This is a genomic window from Leisingera sp. S2M4 (assembly GCF_055398055.1).
The window spans coordinates 725568-741384 of record NZ_AP040861.1 but is presented as its reverse complement, the minus strand read 5'-3'; the positions used below and the strand labels follow the sequence as shown (position 1 = coordinate 741384).

Below are 15817 nucleotides of genomic sequence, written 5' to 3'. Positions count from 1 at the left end.
GTATCGGAGACCTCGCGAAAGCGGGGCCAACCGGGGTTTCGCCCAAGCAGCCTGTTGTTGCAAGGGGGAACGGGCAATCGTGAGCTTGCCGCGCAGCAGTGCTACCCAGCGATGCCGCCCAGAAAATGGCGATTGTAGCCCTGCCTCGATCCCGCAAGTCACTTGGCGCGACGAAGGCGTGGCAGCCGCGGCGGGGCAGGCGGCAGCGGCCTTCGGTGCAAGGCGTTGATCTCACAAACGCCGAAAGATCTGCCAGATCGGCCCATCGGCGCAGAAAAAAAGGGCGGTCCGGTCGAACCGCCCTCGGCCTTGCATCGCAAGGGACGGGGATCAGCCCAGCATCCGGCCCGCCACCGCGTCCAGTTTCGCCAGCAGGGCCGGGTCGCGTTTCTCGGGCGCGGTCATGATCGCGTATTCCAGCGCCTTGTCGCAGCCATGCGGGCAATCGGCGCGCTGCTGCCCGAGCAGGCCGGGCAGGCGGCGCACCATCTCGCGGGCGTTGGCGGAGTTGCCCTGCAGGGTGGCGATGATCTCGGTGATCTCCACCGCTCCGTGCTCGGGGTGCCAGCTATCGTAGTCTGTGACCATGGCGACTGAGGCGTAGCACAGCTCGGCTTCGCGGGCGAGTTTGGCCTCGGGCATGTTGGTCATGCCGATCACGTCGCAGCCCCATTGCTCGCGGTACATCTTGCTTTCGGCCATCGAGGAGAACTGCGGCCCTTCCATGCACAAATAGGTGCCCCCGCGATGGATCTTGATGCCCGCGTCCCGGGCCGCAGCCTCGGCTGCGTCGCTCAACCGTTCGCAAGTCGGATGCGCGACGCTGACATGGGCCACGCAGCCGGTGCCGAAGAAACTTTTTTCGCGGGCAAAGGTGCGGTCGATGAATTGATCCACCACGACGAAATCGCCAGGGGCCATTTCTTCGCGGAAAGAGCCGCAGGCGGAGATGGAGAAGACGTCGGTCACCCCCAGTCGCTTCAGCGCGTCGATATTGGCTCGGTAGGGGACTTCAGTGGGCGAATGCACATGTCCTCGGCCGTGGCGGGGCAGGAAAGCCATCTTTACGCCGTCCAGCGTGCCGGTCAGGATCTGGTCCGAGGGGGCGCCCCAGGGCGTGTCGACCGAGACCCATTCGGCTCCTTCCAGACCGTCGATCTCGTAAATGCCTGAGCCACCGATTACGGCGATCATGGTTTCACGGGGTGTTGCTGCAGTCACGTGCTGGCCTCCTGATGATGCTGGCATGGATATGCACAAGCCATGGCGGATTTGGCAAGAGCAAGCTGTTTGGGGGCTGCGGGGCTCGGTTTGCGCCGCCGGGACTTCGCGATGGCGGCCAGAGGGTGTTGAAGGGGCGCAGCCACGGCTATTGTCGGCCATGACGCTATGCACCGGGTGCGGACCAGCCAAGGGGCGGTTTGCACAGTGGCCGTTCATCACGCTTACCTTGGGGACAAATCTTCGCCTGCCTCTGCCTGGGCGGAGGCGCGGAGCCTCCGCGCCCTTGCCCCATTGGCGATTTTCCGCTAACGGGCAGGCAGCGAACACACCTCCTCCAACCGCAGGTAACCTTTTATGAGACGCGCAGCCGTGGCTTTGCTGGCCAAGCAGATTTCTCCGCCCAACCTATCGATCATGCAGGACGAGGGCTTTACCGTGGCCCGTGTCCGTACCGAGCTTTTGTCCGGCCTGACCGTGGCGCTGGCGCTGGTGCCCGAGGCGGTGGCCTTTGCCTTCGTCGCCGGGGTGCATCCCCTTGTCGGGCTTTACGCGGCCTTCATGGTCGGGTTGATCACGGCGGTCTTCGGCGGGCGGCCGGGAATGATCTCCGGCGCAACCGGCGCGCTGGCCGTGGTGATGGTGGCATTGGTGGCGGAGCACGGCGTGGAATATCTCTTTGCCACGGTTGTTCTTATGGGGATCCTGCAGATCTTCGCCGGGGTCATGCATTGGGGCAAGTTCATCCGTCTTGTGCCGCATCCGGTGATGCTCGGCTTTGTGAACGGCCTGGCGATCGTCATTTTCCTCGCCCAGCTGACGCAGTTCAAGGATCCGGCCACGGGCGGAACCGAATGGCTGCAGGGGGGCTCGCTGCTCCTGATGTTGGGGCTGGTGGCACTGACCATGGTGATCATCTGGGGCATGCCCAAGATCACCAATGTGATCCCGGCACCGCTGGCGGGGATCGGTGTCGTGGCGATCCTGGTGATTGCGATGGGGTTGGACGTGCCGCGCGTTGGCGACATGGCCTCGATCGAGGGCGGCCTGCCCAGCTTCCATAATCCGTTCGGCACCGGCGAGGGGCTGTACGGAACTGCTCTGGCACCGTTTACGCTGGAAACCCTGTGGATCATCCTGCCTTATGCGGTGATCCTGGCCGCGATCGGCTTGATCGAAAGCCTGCTGACGCTGAACCTGGTGGGGGAAATCACCGGCAAGCGTGGCGGCGCCAGCCAGGAGTGCATTGCGCAAGGGGCTGCCAATGTGGTGACCGGCTTCTTCGGCGGCATGGGCGGCTGCGCGATGATCGGCCAGTCGATGATCAACGTGAAATCCGGCGGCCGCACCCGCATCGCGGGTATTGCCGCAGCGCTGTTCCTGCTGGCCTTCATTGTTGTCGCCTCGCCGCTGATCGAGCAGATCCCGCTGGCCGCGCTCGTTGGGGTGATGTTCATGGTGGTGATCGGAACCTTTGCGTGGAACAGCTTCAAGGTGATGACCAAGGTGCCGCGCATCGATGCCTTCGTCATCGTTCTGGTGACCGTGGTGACGGTACTGACCGACCTTGCGATTGCCGTGGTCGTCGGCGTGATCGTCTCGGCGCTGGCCTATGCCTGGAACAACGCGCGTCGTATCCACGCCACCACGCGTGAGTCCGTGACAGACAAAGGGGCCAAGGTATACGAGATCGAAGGGCCGCTGTTCTTTGGCTCCACCGACGGTTTCGTCGAGCTGTTCGACGTGGCGGGCGACCCGGAGCGGGTGATCGTCGACTTTGCCCGCAGCCGGGTGGTGGATCAGTCTGCGCTACAGGCGATCGAGACTGTCGCCGCCAAATACGAGGCCGAGGGCAAGAAGCTGGTGCTGCGTCATCTGAGCCGCGATTGTCACCAGCTGTTGACCAAGGCCGGACACCTGATGGTCGATAGCGACGATGATCCGGAATACGAACTGGCCGTGGATTACTCGGTCCGAACCGGAATTCTGGGTGGCCACTGATCGACGCCGCGGAAAACGAAGAAGGCCCGCAACTCTGCCGAGTTGCGGGCCTTTGTCGTTCCCAGGGCTATGCTGGCTGTGCGGTTGACGCACAGGCCCTACGTCGTCAGTCCGGGGCGAGGCTTTCCAGCATGTCGAGATCCCCGGCCAGCAGCGCTGGTTCGGCGCGTGCAATCAGCTCGGCCGGCCAGTCCCACCACCGCAGGCTCAGCAGCTGGGCGATCTGCGGCTTTGCAAAGCGGTAGCTGTGGACGGTGCCAGGATTGCCGGTGACGATTGCATAGGGCGGCACCGTGCCGCGCACGACCGCGCCTGCACCGATGATGGCCCCGTCACCGATGCGGGCACCGGGCAGGATCAGCGCACCGTAGCCGAACCAGACGTCATTGCCGACCACCGTGTCGCGGGTGTCGGGCTGGAACCCGGCCATTCGGGACGGATCGAACACTGGAAACGGATAGCAGCTGAGCCCCTCCTGCGCGTGGTTCGCAGAGGCCGTGATGAAGCGCACCCCATGCGCAATCTGGCAGAACTTGCCGATGATCAGCTGCTCGCGCGAGCCGGGAAACAGATAGGGGGCGAGATGCTGCGCCCAGTCCTTGGGGGGCGTGAAATCGGAGGCATAGGTATAATCACCCACTTTAAAATTGGGGTGCTCCAATACTTCCGACAGCATGACGGTGCCCGCATGTGCGCTGCCGTCGGGCAGGGTGATGGGATTGCGTTTTCTCGGGTCTGGCAACGGCATCTGGGGACCTCACTGGTCGGGGCGGGTTAGCGAAAACAGGTCGCGCACAACGGAATAGTCCCGGTAGCCAAGCCGGGCCAGCGGCTGGAAGGTGGTGACGTCAAAGGTGCCGTCCCGCAGGCAGTCATCGCGGATATGCACGCCTGTTACCTCGCCGAAGACCACCTTGTTGGCTTCACCCGGCAGGGTGACGATCTGCGTCAGGCGGCACTCCAGCGCGGCAGGGGCCGCGGCGACGCGCGCGCAATCAATGGTCTTGCATTCCACGGTTTCCAGCCCGGCATGGGCGAACTCGTCGACGTCTTTCGGCAAGGCCGCAGAACTGGCATTCATCGCATCACGCAGGGCGTAAGAGACCACGTTGACGCAGAACACGCCGGTGTCGCGGATGTTGGCGACACTGTCCTTGGTGCCGTCCTGGTCCTCCTTGGCGCTGGTCGAGGCAAACATCACCTGTGGCGGGGTATAGGCCACGGCGTTGAAGAAGGAGTAGGGGGCCAGGTTGTTCACACCATCTGCGGAGCGACTGGAGATCCAGCCGATGGGGCGGGGGGTGACAATGGCGTTGAAGGGGTTATGCGGCAGGCCGTGGCCGTCTTCGGGGCGGTAGAACATCGCGAATTCCTGCTCTGGTGTTGTAGCTTAGGTATTTGCCCAAGACTTACGCCCGTGCTAGGCCGAACGCCAGCCCGCAGGGGGCGAATGGCGGAGGCAGCGCAGCGTGATCGAGCTGAAAGCGGAGCAGGCGAACGACCGGTGGGAGGTCGAGGCGCTGTATGACCTGTGTTTTGCACCGGGGCGCGAAGCCCTGTCGTCCTATCGTTTGCGCGATGGGGTGCCGCCGGTGCCGGGTCTCAGCCAGGTGGCGCGTGACACCGATGGCATTCTCGCGGCGGCGATCCGCTTCTGGCCGGTTCTCGTCGGCGGCGCCGAGGCGTTGCTGCTCGGACCGGTTGCCGTTCATCCCACCCGCCAGGGCGAAGGGCTTGGCGGTTCGCTCATCCGCGACAGCCTGGCCAAGGCGCAGGATAGTGGCTGGGCCCGGGTCATGCTGGTTGGCGATGCTCCCTATTATCAGCGGTTTGGTTTCACCCGGCTGGAGGGGGTCGAGATGCCACCGCCGACGAACCCCGACCGGGTTCTGGGGCTGGCGCTGCATCCGGCAGCCTGGGACGGGGTTTGCGGCAAGGTCGAGCGCTGGCAGGGTTGAAATCCTCCTGTTTGCTGCCGATCTTCAAAGTGGCAGTGGAGGCGCAAATGACGGACATTCTGACGGAAACGCGGCGGCTCACCTCGCAGGAGCTGGAAGCGGAAATCGACGCCTTGGCGCGGCGCTACCGGGCTGCGAGCGGGTTTGGCGTGGACCTGCTGAACCGTCTTGGCAGCAGCGGAGAGGATCTGTTGCAGCGCTTGCCGCAACCGGTGCGGGCTGGTTTGACGGCCTCGACCGCCAGCGCCCTGCGTCTGGCCATGAAGGGGGCCACCCACTCACGGCGACTGGTGCCGGACCAGAAGCCCGGCTTCGACCGGGTGCTGAGTGCAGCCATGGGCGCCGCAGGGGGCGCGGCGGGGTTGCCGGGCGCGCTGGTGGAACTGCCTGCCACCACGGCGTTCCTGCTTCGCACGATCCAGGGCGCGGCCGTGGCCGAGGGGTTTAACCCCGAAGCGGAAAGCGTGACCTTCGACTGCATCCAGGTGTTCACGGCTGCTGGCCCGCTGGCGTCAGATGACGGATCGGACCTGGGGTTCCTGTCGCTGCGGTTGGGGCTGCCCGGCGGCGTCCATCGTCTGATTGCGCAGGTGGCGCCAAAGCTGGGCGTGGTGCTGGGGCAAAAGCTCGCGGCGCAGGCGGTGCCGATTGCAGGGGCTATTGCCGGCGCCGCTGTGAACTACGTCTATGCGGGCTATTATCGAGAAATGGCTCATGTGCATTTCGGCTTGCGGCGCCTCGCGGTCGAGGCGGATCTGCCAACCGATGAGCTGTTGGCCCGGCTACAAACCCGGTTGCAGGTCGCGGCAGCCGCAGGATAGCTGCGGTCGCCTCTTGAACTTGCTGGGATTGCAGATTTAATCACCGCTTCCTGCAAAGGGGAAAGAGATGATTCAATACAGTCTCAAATGTGCGGAAGGTCATGTGTTCGACAGCTGGTTCCAGTCAGCATCGGCGTTTGACAAATTGGCAGCGTCGGGCATGGTGAGCTGCGCGGTCTGCGGTGGCACCAGTGTCGAAAAAGCGATCATGGCGCCGCGCGTGCGCCCCGGGCGCAAGGCCGTATCCTCGGTAGGAGAGCCGGACACCCGCGAGACGCTCTCCGCTGCCGGGACCGCCGACGCCGCACCGGGCACGCCGCCGATCAAACCCGCCGCAGGCCAGGGCGCCGGTATGCTCAGCCGTCCGTCAGGCGATGTCGAAAAGGCCTTGGCGGAACTGCGCAAGAAAGTGGAGGCGAACTCCGATTACGTGGGAAGCAATTTTGTCCACGAAGCCCGGGCAATGCATCTGGGGGAAGCGCCAGAACGCGCGATCCACGGTGAGGCAAAGCTGGAAGAGGCCAGGGAGCTGATCGAAGAAGGTGTGCCGGTGGTGCCCTTGCCGTTCCGTCCCGGGCGCAAAACGAACTGAGGCCGACGCCAGAGGCCGGAAACGAAGGACGAACACATGCATGCAGTTGTAACGGGCACCAGCCGCGGACTTGGCAAGGCGCTGGTGGAGCGGCTGCGGGCGACCGGCTACGAGGTGACGGGCACTTCGCGTGACCATTCCTCTGGTGTGAAACTGGATGTATCGGATCCCGGTCAGCAGGCGCGCTTTGCGGCCCAGATCAAAGGGCGGCCGGTTGATCTCTTGGTCTGCAACGCGGGTGTCTACATCGACAAGGCGATGCGCCTGGAGGATTACACGGCGGAGGTCTGGGGCAAGACGCTGGCAGCCAATGTCACCGGTGTGTTTCTGACCGTGCAGGCGATGCTGCCCAATCTGCGTTTGGCCAAGGCGCCCCGGATCGCGATTTTATCCTCGCAGATGGCCAGCCAGGTGCGAGCCCCGGGCGGCAGCTATGCCTATCGTGCGTCAAAGGCGGCAGCGCTGAACATTGGCCGCAATCTCGCGACGGATCTGCAGCCGGAAGGCATTGCGGTGGGTATTTACCACCCGGGCTGGGTGCGCACGGACATGGGGGGAGAAGAGGGCGAAATCTCCGTCGAGGAGTCGGTCACTGGTCTCATCAATGAATTCGAAGTGCTGAGCCTGGAAACAACCGGCTGTTTTCACACCTGGGATGGTCGGATCCACCCGTATTGAGCGGCAGTTGGCGGCTGTCTGGTTGCCGGTCGCACAACTCACGGCTCTCTGACTAGAATGCGTCTGCCCGGCTCGGCCAGGCAGACGCTGTTCTTTTATTCCCAGCAGTTGACCAGGACAGTCATGCGAGAGGCGAGCCGCGTCATCGCGGCGCTGGGCAGCGTGGCCGTTGCCTCCGAGCGCGCCGCAGGCGAGACCCCCACCGCATTCAGCGCCTTGCGGATGGTTTCGGCGTTGACTGCGAAGTTCACCTCCTCGGGCAGCTGTTTTTCGTCGTTCCGCTGGGGCAGCAGCATGCCCAGCACGGCGCCAGTCCGATCCAGTACCGGCCCGCCGGCATCGCCGGGTTGCACGGTCATCGCCAGCCGGGTCACATCGCCGTCGCCTTCAAGGCTTTTGACATCTGCAACCTTGCCCCAGGTCAGGCTGGGAGCGCCAAGCACGCCTTCGTAGGAAAAGCCCGAAACGGCGACTTCCGACTGAAGCCGCGGCGATCCCGCGCTCAGCTCGGCCACGGCCGCGGGCACCAAGGGTTCCGTGGGGCGCAGGATGGCAAGGCCGTTTTCGGCGTCATTGGCGGCGATCTCGGCTTGGTAGCTGTGGTCGAGGGTGACCTGGCTGCACCCGGTGACCGCGTCCGAACTGGTCAGAACGCTGCCCTGGCCGTCAACGTAAAAACCCGACCGCGACCGTTTGGGACGGCGGATTTCCAGTCCTGATACCAGGTCGATATCCTGGACCACGTCCGCCCCTGCGGCGGGGTCCAGAACCCCTTCAAGCCGGGTGAAGCTGGCCTGCATCGCTGCCAGCACGCGCGCGCGGCGGTCTTCGTCTCCGGCGGGCCAGATCAGGGTAAAGCCCTTGATTTCACCGTTCTCCAGGCTGGCTTGCGTGAATGAGACGATACGCTCGTTGCGCCCTTCGATGGTGAAGCTGTTGCTGCCACGCTGCCGCGGGCCTTGCATGGGCACGATTTCCAGCGTCTGCAGGATGTCGTAAAGGCCAAACAGCGTGCGCTTGTCGCCGGGCTGGCTGATCAGCAGCAGTCGCACGCCAAGATCGCCTTTGGCGGTGTAATGGGCAAAAGGCGATTCATAACGTTCAAACGCGACTTCCTTGGCCGGGATTTCCAGCGCGATGCCTGCCTTGCTGTCCTCGATCCGGGTCATCCCGACCGAGATCAGCGGGGCGTTGTATTCCTCCATCAAGGCCTGGCGCTGGCCGGTCGTCAGCACGCCGGTGGGCTCATAGCCGCGTGCCGCCTGCCATTCGCTCATGGAGGTGCGGGTGCCACGGCCAAAGGCCCCGTCGATGCCGGCGTCGTAGAAGCCCGCAGCCTTCAGGGCGACCTGCAATTCCATACGCTCTTCGCGGCTGAGTGCCCGCTCGCTGCGGCGTGCTTCTGCCGGGGTTTCGTCGGGCAGGGTGGTCGGCACGTCCGGCGATTGCGGCAGGCTATGGGCGCTGTCCGGCGCGACTGGGGCGGGTGCGGGATCGTCCGCTGGCCCGGCGTTTGCAGCTACCGGGTAGAACTGGCTGCGCAGGTTGCGGCGAAAGGCGATGAAGCTGTCTCGCGGGATCTGGCCTTCACTGCGGTAGACCTGCAGCACCCGTTCAGCATCGTCGCGCGCATAGGGGCCCAGAACCACGCCATACCAGCCGCCGCCGAGAGCGTAACCCGACACGTCGGGCAGGCGAGCGGCATATCTGCGCGCCTCGGCCTCGGCCTCGCGCAGCGAGGAACGGGCAGCGATCTGAATCCAGACCGCATCGGCCCCACTCTGCGCCGAAACCGGCGCGGTGGAAGCCGCGGTGAACGCCATGGTCAGCGCAAACAGCGGCAGAACCAGAGCGGCAATCAGTTTTTTCATTGTCAGGGCCTCGTATCCCGGAAGTCATCGTTATGATTGAAGCGGAGATTAAGCATTTTGGTCCGGCAAAGGGAACTCCTCATGGCAGGGGGAATTCCCGGCGCGTTGCCGCATTCCCGCACTTTTGTTGCCGATGCGCTGCAGCCTGCAGTGCGCCCGGCGTTATGCAGGCGGTCAGAGGGCGTTGACCCTGCCCGGAGGCTTGCATAGGAAGATCCCCGCAATTGCTGCCCCAGCTGCCCCCGAAGGATTGAAAGATGACCCAGACCAATGGCGCGCCGCGCTCCTTCCAAGAGATTATCCTGAGGCTTCAGACTTACTGGGCCACCAAGGGTTGCGCAGTGATGCAGCCCTACGACATGGAGGTCGGGGCAGGGACCTTTCACCCGGCGACCACGCTGCGTTCCCTGGGCAGCAAGCCCTGGGCCGCGGCCTACGTGCAGCCCTCGCGCCGTCCCACCGACGGGCGCTATGGCGAAAACCCGAACCGTTTGCAGCACTACTACCAGTATCAGGTGCTGATCAAACCCAGCCCGCCGAACCTTCAGGAACTGTACCTGGGCAGCCTCGAGGCGATTGGCGTCGATATGGCGCTGCATGACATCCGCTTTGTCGAGGACGACTGGGAAAGCCCGACGCTGGGCGCCTGGGGCCTTGGGTGGGAAGTCTGGTGCGACGGCATGGAAGTCAGCCAGTTCACCTATTTCCAGCAGGTCGGCGGCCATGACTGCCATCCGGTGTCCGGCGAGCTGACCTATGGTCTGGAGCGTTTGGCAATGTATATCCTCGGCGTCGATCACGTGATGGACATGCCGTTCAATGACCCGGACGCGCCGATCCCGCTGACCTATGGCGATGTCTTCAAGCAGACCGAGGAAGAATACGCGCGCTGGAACTTCGACGTGGCCAACACCGAGGTGCTGCTGCGCCACTTCGAGGAGGCAGAGGCCGAATGCGCGGCAATCCTCGCACAGGAACATACCGACCCGAAGACCGGCAAACGCATCATCATGGCGCATCCGGCCTATGACCAGTGCATCAAGGCCAGCCACATCTTCAACCTGCTGGACGCGCGCGGCGTGATCTCGGTGACCGAGCGTCAGGCCTATATCGGCCGGGTGCGGGCGCTGGCCAAACAATGCGCCGATGCCTTCGTGCTGACCGAGGCTGGCGGCCATGAGGCCGAAGCCGAAAACGCGGCCTGATCGGGGACGGACCTATGGGAAAGTTCCTCGCATTGATCCTGATCGTCTCCGCGCTCGCGGCCGGGGGGGCGATGTATTACTTCCAGATCTACGGCTTTTACGACACGGTAAAGCCGCAGCCCGGTCGTGACGTGATGTTGATGCCGCTGGACGGGGGCGCCGCGCAGCCGATCGCCTATAGCGACTTCGAGGCGATCGACGCGGACAGCTCGCCGATCCGCTATCGTGCCTGCTTCCGCACCAAGGTCTCGCCGGATGAGCTGGCGCAGGTCTTTACCCTGTCGGACAAGGTCGAGCCCCGCAACGCGCCGCCCTGGTTTGAATGTTTTGACGCCGCAGCCATCGGTGCCCAGCTCGCGGAGGGCAAGGCGCGCTCGTTCCTGTCGGCCAAGAACATCTCCTATGGTGTGGACCGCATCGTTACCGTGACCGACGACGGCTTTGGCTATGTCTGGCACGAACTGAACAACTGTGGCCACAAGGCCTATGACGGCACCGTCGTTGGCGAGGAATGCCCGCCGCGTCCCGAGACCGGTGATGCAGGCTGATGCCCTGCCGGTCCCTGTCTGCCAATCGTAATCATTCCGCTGCGCCCGTCCGCGTGGCCACGCTCGAGGACATCCAATGCCCGATCTTCTGATTGAACTTTTCTCCGAGGAAATCCCGGCGCGCATGCAGTCGCGTGCGGCCGAGGATCTGAAAAAGCGCGTGACCGACGGCCTGGTCGAGGCGGGCCTGACCTATGCGGGGGCCGCGGCCCTGTCGACGCCGCGCCGCCTGACGCTGGCGGTGGATGGCCTGTTGGCCGAAAGCCCCACCATCCGCGAGGAGCGCAAAGGGCCCAAGGTCGGCGCGCCGGACAAGGCGATCGAGGGCTTTTTGCGCGGCGCGGGCGTCACCCGCGAGCAACTGGAAGAACGCGAAACCCCCAAGGGGCCCGTCTATTTCGTCCAAATCGAAAAGCCCGGTCGCCCGGCGGCTGAGATCATCGCCGAGGTACTGGAAACCACCATCCGCAACTTCCCCTGGCCGAAATCCATGCGCTGGGGCGCTGGCTCCTTGCGCTGGGTGCGGCCGCTGCATTCGATCCTGTGCATCCTGTCGGATGAGGCAGGGACATCGGTGGTGGATCTGGACATCGACGGCATCAAGGCGGGCAACACAACCCGCGGTCACCGCTTCATGGCGCCGGACGAGATCACCGTCACTGGGTTCGACGACTATGCCGCCAAGCTGAAACGCGCCCATGTGGTGCTGGACGCCCGCGAACGTGCCGAGGCGATCTGGCAGGAGGCCACCAACCAGGCCTTTGCCAACGGTCTGGACGTCGTCGAGGACAAGGGGCTTCTGGCTGAGGTCGCCGGTCTGGTCGAGTGGCCGGTGGTCCTGATGGGCGCCATCGACGAGGAGTTCCTGGAGCTGCCGCCGGAGGTTCTGCAGACCTCGATGAAGGAGCACCAGAAGTTCTTCTCGGTGAAGAACCCCAAGACCGGCCGGATCGAGAAATTCATCACCGTTGCCAACCGTGAGACCGCGGACAATGGCGCCACCATCCTTGCGGGTAACCAGAAGGTGCTGTCGGCGCGTCTGGCCGATGCCAAGTTCTTCTGGGAGAACGATCTGCGTACCGCCAAATCCGAGGCGGGCATGAGCGCCTGGGTAGAGAACCTCGGCAATGTGACCTTCCACAACAAGCTGGGCACCCAGGCCGCGCGCATCGACCGGATCGCCGCGCTGGCTCGCGAAATCGCGCCGGTGGTGGGCGCCGATGCGGATCTGGCCGAGCAGGCCGCTCGGGTGGCCAAGGCCGACCTGTCGTCTGAAATGGTCTACGAGTTCCCGGAGCTGCAGGGCCTGATGGGCCGTTACTACGCCGAAGCCGCTGGCCTGCCGCAAGACGTGGCCAACGCTTGCGAGGCGCACTACTCGCCGTTGGGGCCGGGCGATGACGTACCGTCCGAGCCGGTGTCTGTTGCCGTCGCGCTGGCCGACAAGCTGGACACGCTGACCGGCTTCTGGGCGATCGACGAAAAGCCGACCGGGTCGAAGGACCCATTCGCGCTGCGTCGCGCAGCCTTGGGGGTAATCCGGCTGGTGCTGGAGAATGACGTTCGCGCCAACCTCCGCGAGGTGTTTTCCAAGGGGTATGAGGGGGCGGATGCGGACAATCTCCTGACCTTCTTCCACGATCGCCTCAAGGTGTTCCTGCGCGATCAGGGCATTCGCCATGACGTGATCGACGCCTGCATTGCGATGGAGGGCAACGATGACCTCACGCTGCTGGTGAAACGCGCACGCGCGCTTGAGGATTTCCTCAAGACCGACGACGGTGAAAACCTGTTGCAGGGCTTCAAGCGCGCCAACAACATCCTCTCGAAAGAAGAGGAAAAGGACGGTGTGGAGTATTCGTTCGGCGCCGACCGCAAATTTGCCGAACACGACAGCGAAAAGGCCCTGTTCGACGCGCTCGAGGCTGGCGGGGCGGCGATCTCTCCGGCCATCGAGGCCGAAGATTTCGCGGCAGCCATGCGTGGCATGGCTGCCCTGCGCGCGCCAATCGATGCGTTTTTCGATGCCGTGCAGGTCAACGCCGACAACGAGATCCTGCGCCGCAACCGTTTGAACCTGCTGAGCCAGATCCGCAAAGTCTGTGGCCAGGTGGCCGACCTGACAAAAGTCGAGGGCTGAGCGGACCATCCGCTCTGTTCAGGCCGGGACCGTATCCCGCAAAAAGGCCGTCCTTTCCGTCAGGGAAGGGCGGTTTTTCTTTGTCTGGAAGCGTTTGCCGCGACGCTGCGGCGACAAGACTCTTGCGCCATGGCGGTCGGGCCTTATGGTGACAGGCAAAGGAGACACGCCGCAGTGCAGAAAGACTTAGAACAGATCCCGCAGGCTTCGTTGATCACTCCGACTGCACCGATCGCCACCGCGACACATGGCGGGCGGGCGAAGTGTTTGCAGCGGTTGGTCCGACTGGAGCTGCCGGTGCCCCGCACCGTTGCCCTGCCGTTCGATGCGGTTCATGCGATTGCCGAAGGCCAGATGCCGGATCTGGCTGCCGTGCTGAGCGAGTTCGAGCCGGATTCGCTGTTGTGCGTGCGACCATCTTCGGAAGATCCTGACTGGGGCGGGCCGGGGGCCATCCTCAATATCGGCATGAACGATGCGCGCTATGTCGATCTGTGCGATACGCTGGGGCGCAATGCGGCGGCGGCGCTTTACCTGCGGTTCGTACAGTCCTACGCCGTGCATGTGGCGCGCCTGGACCCGGATGTTTTCGACGATGTCGAGGATGGTGGCCCCGACGCGCTGAGCGAAATTCTTCATGCCTATGAGGCGGAGACGGACGAACCTTTCCCGCAAGACCCACAGGAGCAGTTGGCGGCGGTCTTGCGCTCGATGGCGCGGGCCTGGGAGGGCACTTCGGCGCGGCTCTTGCGGCAGGCCAAGGGCGCGCCGGCCGACGCGGGGCTCGGGCTCGTGGTGCAGGAGATGGTGCCCGGTGTCGGGCAGGGCGAATGCGGTTCCGGTGTCTTGCAACTGGTCAACCCGGTGACCGGCAAGCCGCAGCTCACCGGTCGCTACCTGAGCCAGAGCCAGGGACGCGATGCGCTGGGGGCGGGGGTGCAGGCCCTGTACCTGGAGCAGGATCCGCGCGGCTTGTCCCTAGAGGAGGTGGCGCCGGAAGCCTTTGCCGAGCTGAAGGCGCATGCGGCCTTGATGCGCCGTCGCCTGCGCGAGGAAATGCAGCTGGAATTCGTCATTGAAAACGGCCGCGTCCATATTCTGGATGGCGTTCGGGTGGCGCGCTCGGCCCGTGCGGCGGTGCGGATCGCGGTGGCCTTGGCCGAGGACGGCATCATCCCCAAGGAAGAGGCCTTGATGCGGGTTGACGCCCACGTGCTGAACGAACTTCTGCACCGGCAAGTCTCGCCAGAGGCTGAGCGGGACGTGATCGGCTCGGGGATCGCCGCCAGCCCCGGTGCCGCAACGGGCCGTTTGGTTTTCACGGCAGCGGACGCGCAGGCCAGCGCCGCGCGCGGCGAGCCGTGCATCCTGGTGCGCCGCGAAACTTCGCCCGAGGATGTGCGCGGCATGCATGCGGCGGTCGGTGTGCTGACGGAAAAAGGCGGCATGACCAGCCACGCGGCCGTCATCGGCCGCGGCTTGGGCCTGCCGTGCATCGTCGGTGCGTCCAACCTGAAATTCCACAGCCGTCGTCGGATGCTGGGGGCCGAGGATGGCCGCCTGTTCAAGGCGGGCGATATCATCACCATCGACGGCAGCACTGGCCAGGTGCTGGCCGGACAACCCGAGATGCTGGAGGCGGCCGAGGACGGCGCGCTGGGCACCTTGCTGGCCTGGGCCGACGAGGCCCGCGATATCGGCGTGCGGGCCAACGCCGACACCCCGGAGGATGCGGAAACCGCCCGCCGCTTCAACGCGCAAGGCATCGGACTGTGCCGGACCGAGCACATGTTCTTTGATCCCGGTCGGCTGACGGTGATGCGGGAGATGATCTTTGCGGAAACCCCTTCGGGGCGGGCCGCGGTGCTGGAACGCTTGCTGCCGATGCAGCGCGATGACTTCCGCGAGCTGTTCCGCATCATGGAAGGCATGCCGGTGTGCATCCGCCTGTTCGACCCCCCGCTGCATGAGTTCCTGCCGGCAACCAAGGGCGGCCAGCGTGAGCTGTCCGAGGCGCTGGGCATTCCGGTCAGCGATGTGACGCGCCGGGTCGAGGAAATGGATGAATACAACCCCATGCTGGGTCTGCGGGGCGTGCGGCTGGGGGTGACGGTCCCCGAGATCTACGACATGCAGGCGCGCGCCATCTTCGAGGCGACCTTGGAGGCTTCCAAATGGGGGGAGCCGGTGGTGCCGGAGATCATGATCCCGCTGGTTTCGGCGAAACGCGAGGTGGAGCTGGTCAAGGCGCGCATTGATGCTGTGGCGGCAGCGGTCAAGGCCGAACGGGGCGAAGATTTTACCTACCGCTTGGGCGTCATGGTGGAAACGCCGCGCGCCGCCTTGCGGGCGGGGGAGATTTCCCCGCATATTTCGTTCCTCAGCTTCGGAACCAATGACCTCACCCAGATGACCTACGGCCTGTCGCGGGACGATGCCGGGCGCTTCATGTCCGAATACGTCAACCAGGGGGTGTTTCCGGAAGACCCTTTCCACGTCCTGGATACGGATGGCGTGGGGGAGCTGCTGAAGCTGGGAGTGCAGCGCGGTCGGGCGGAGAACGACGGCATCACCCTGTCGATCTGCGGCGAGCATGGCGGCAACCCCGAATCGATTGCCTTTTGCCGCGATGCGGGCTTTGACTACGTGTCCTGTTCGCCGTTCCGGGTGCCTGTTGCGCGATTGGCCGCAGCCCAGCTGGCGATTTCCAGCAAAACCGGAAAGATCGCGCCAACATACGCGAAATACTAACAAAATGCAGGGCATCTCGCAGCCGCCAACG

General features: G+C 64.4%; 13 protein-coding genes. 9 read left to right on the top strand and 4 right to left on the bottom strand.

The features are described 5' to 3' along the window. Positions 1–330: 330 nt before the first annotated feature. The gene (locus tag ACZ52D_RS03610; protein ID WP_464443112.1) at positions 331–1194 is read right to left on the bottom strand and encodes an S-methyl-5'-thioadenosine phosphorylase; all 864 of its coding nucleotides are present in this window, start codon (positions 1192–1194) and stop codon (positions 331–333) included. A 384-nt stretch (positions 1195–1578) separates the two neighbouring features. Between ACZ52D_RS03610 and ACZ52D_RS03605 the strand changes: the two genes are divergently transcribed. After that, positions 1579–3222 (top strand): SulP family inorganic anion transporter, encoded by a 1644-nt coding sequence (locus ACZ52D_RS03605; RefSeq protein ID WP_369926043.1) that lies wholly within the window; start codon positions 1579–1581, stop codon positions 3220–3222. Between the two features lie 106 nt (positions 3223–3328). On the opposite strand, the gene ACZ52D_RS03600 is transcribed toward ACZ52D_RS03605, so the two are convergent. Both ACZ52D_RS03600 and ACZ52D_RS03595 read right to left on the bottom strand, forming a co-directional pair. Beyond that, positions 3329–3970, bottom strand: a complete 642-nt coding sequence (locus tag ACZ52D_RS03600) for a CatB-related O-acetyltransferase (RefSeq protein WP_417474237.1) — start codon at positions 3968–3970, stop codon at positions 3329–3331. Positions 3971–3979: 9 nt separating this feature from the next. Then, positions 3980–4585 (bottom strand): flavin reductase family protein, encoded by a 606-nt coding sequence (locus ACZ52D_RS03595; protein ID WP_222455299.1) that lies wholly within the window; start codon positions 4583–4585, stop codon positions 3980–3982. Positions 4586–4691: 106 nt separating this feature from the next. On the opposite strand from ACZ52D_RS03595, the gene ACZ52D_RS03590 reads away from it, so the two are divergent. From ACZ52D_RS03590 to ACZ52D_RS03575, 4 genes are all read left to right on the top strand, one after another. Continuing rightward, entirely contained in the window at positions 4692–5180 is a 489-nt protein-coding gene (locus tag ACZ52D_RS03590; protein ID WP_222455298.1) for a GNAT family N-acetyltransferase, read from the top strand. Between the two features lie 47 nt (positions 5181–5227). Continuing rightward, a complete protein-coding gene (locus ACZ52D_RS03585) occupies positions 5228–6001 on the top strand; it encodes an EcsC family protein (RefSeq protein WP_369926050.1) in 774 nt (257 codons plus the stop codon). 67 nt (positions 6002–6068) lie between these two features. Then, complete coding sequence (locus ACZ52D_RS03580; RefSeq protein ID WP_464442568.1) at positions 6069–6593, top strand: DUF1178 family protein; 525 nt, start codon at positions 6069–6071, stop codon at positions 6591–6593. Between the two features lie 36 nt (positions 6594–6629). Beyond that, positions 6630–7271: an SDR family NAD(P)-dependent oxidoreductase gene (locus ACZ52D_RS03575; RefSeq protein ID WP_222455295.1), complete on the top strand. Its 642-nt coding sequence runs from the start codon at positions 6630–6632 to the stop codon at positions 7269–7271. Positions 7272–7366: 95 nt separating this feature from the next. Here ACZ52D_RS03575 and ACZ52D_RS03570 read toward each other — a convergent pair whose 3' ends face one another. Next, a complete protein-coding gene (locus ACZ52D_RS03570) occupies positions 7367–9142 on the bottom strand; it encodes a serine protease (protein WP_464442567.1) in 1776 nt (591 codons plus the stop codon). A 257-nt stretch (positions 9143–9399) separates the two neighbouring features. Between ACZ52D_RS03570 and ACZ52D_RS03565 the strand changes: the two genes are divergently transcribed. The 4 genes from ACZ52D_RS03565 (at position 9400) to ACZ52D_RS03550 (ending at position 15786) form a co-directional block, all read left to right on the top strand. After that, a complete protein-coding gene (locus ACZ52D_RS03565; protein WP_222455293.1) occupies positions 9400–10347 on the top strand; it encodes a glycine--tRNA ligase subunit alpha in 948 nt (315 codons plus the stop codon). Between the two features lie 14 nt (positions 10348–10361). Next, complete coding sequence (locus tag ACZ52D_RS03560) at positions 10362–10895, top strand: DUF6446 family protein (RefSeq protein WP_222455292.1); 534 nt, start codon at positions 10362–10364, stop codon at positions 10893–10895. Positions 10896–10971: 76 nt separating this feature from the next. Continuing rightward, positions 10972–13035, top strand: coding sequence for a glycine--tRNA ligase subunit beta (glyS, locus tag ACZ52D_RS03555; protein WP_417474225.1), 2064 nt, complete (start codon positions 10972–10974; stop codon positions 13033–13035). A gap of 129 nt (positions 13036–13164) precedes the next feature. Further along, complete coding sequence (locus tag ACZ52D_RS03550; protein ID WP_464442566.1) at positions 13165–15786, top strand: putative PEP-binding protein; 2622 nt, start codon at positions 13165–13167, stop codon at positions 15784–15786. Positions 15787–15817: the final 31 nt, after the last annotated feature.

Excerpts from the sequence above, each read along its gene's own strand:
- ACZ52D_RS03610 (WP_464443112.1), bottom strand. The coding sequence starts at position 1,194 with ATGATCGCCGTAATCGGTGGCTCAGGCATTTACGAGATCGACGGTCTG.
- ACZ52D_RS03605 (WP_369926043.1), top strand. The coding sequence starts at position 1,579 with ATGAGACGCGCAGCCGTGGCTTTGCTGGCCAAGCAGATTTCTCCGCCC.
- ACZ52D_RS03600 (WP_417474237.1), bottom strand. The coding sequence starts at position 3,970 with ATGCCGTTGCCAGACCCGAGAAAACGCAATCCCATCACCCTGCCCGAC.
- ACZ52D_RS03595 (WP_222455299.1), bottom strand. The coding sequence starts at position 4,585 with ATGTTCTACCGCCCCGAAGACGGCCACGGCCTGCCGCATAACCCCTTC.
- ACZ52D_RS03585 (WP_369926050.1), top strand. The coding sequence starts at position 5,228 with ATGACGGACATTCTGACGGAAACGCGGCGGCTCACCTCGCAGGAGCTG.
- ACZ52D_RS03580 (WP_464442568.1), top strand. The coding sequence starts at position 6,069 with ATGATTCAATACAGTCTCAAATGTGCGGAAGGTCATGTGTTCGACAGC.
- ACZ52D_RS03575 (WP_222455295.1), top strand. The coding sequence starts at position 6,630 with ATGCATGCAGTTGTAACGGGCACCAGCCGCGGACTTGGCAAGGCGCTG.
- ACZ52D_RS03570 (WP_464442567.1), bottom strand. The coding sequence starts at position 9,142 with ATGAAAAAACTGATTGCCGCTCTGGTTCTGCCGCTGTTTGCGCTGACC.
- ACZ52D_RS03565 (WP_222455293.1), top strand. The coding sequence starts at position 9,400 with ATGACCCAGACCAATGGCGCGCCGCGCTCCTTCCAAGAGATTATCCTG.
- ACZ52D_RS03560 (WP_222455292.1), top strand. The coding sequence starts at position 10,362 with ATGGGAAAGTTCCTCGCATTGATCCTGATCGTCTCCGCGCTCGCGGCC.
- glyS (WP_417474225.1), top strand. The coding sequence starts at position 10,972 with ATGCCCGATCTTCTGATTGAACTTTTCTCCGAGGAAATCCCGGCGCGC.
- ACZ52D_RS03550 (WP_464442566.1), top strand. The coding sequence starts at position 13,165 with ATGGCGGTCGGGCCTTATGGTGACAGGCAAAGGAGACACGCCGCAGTG.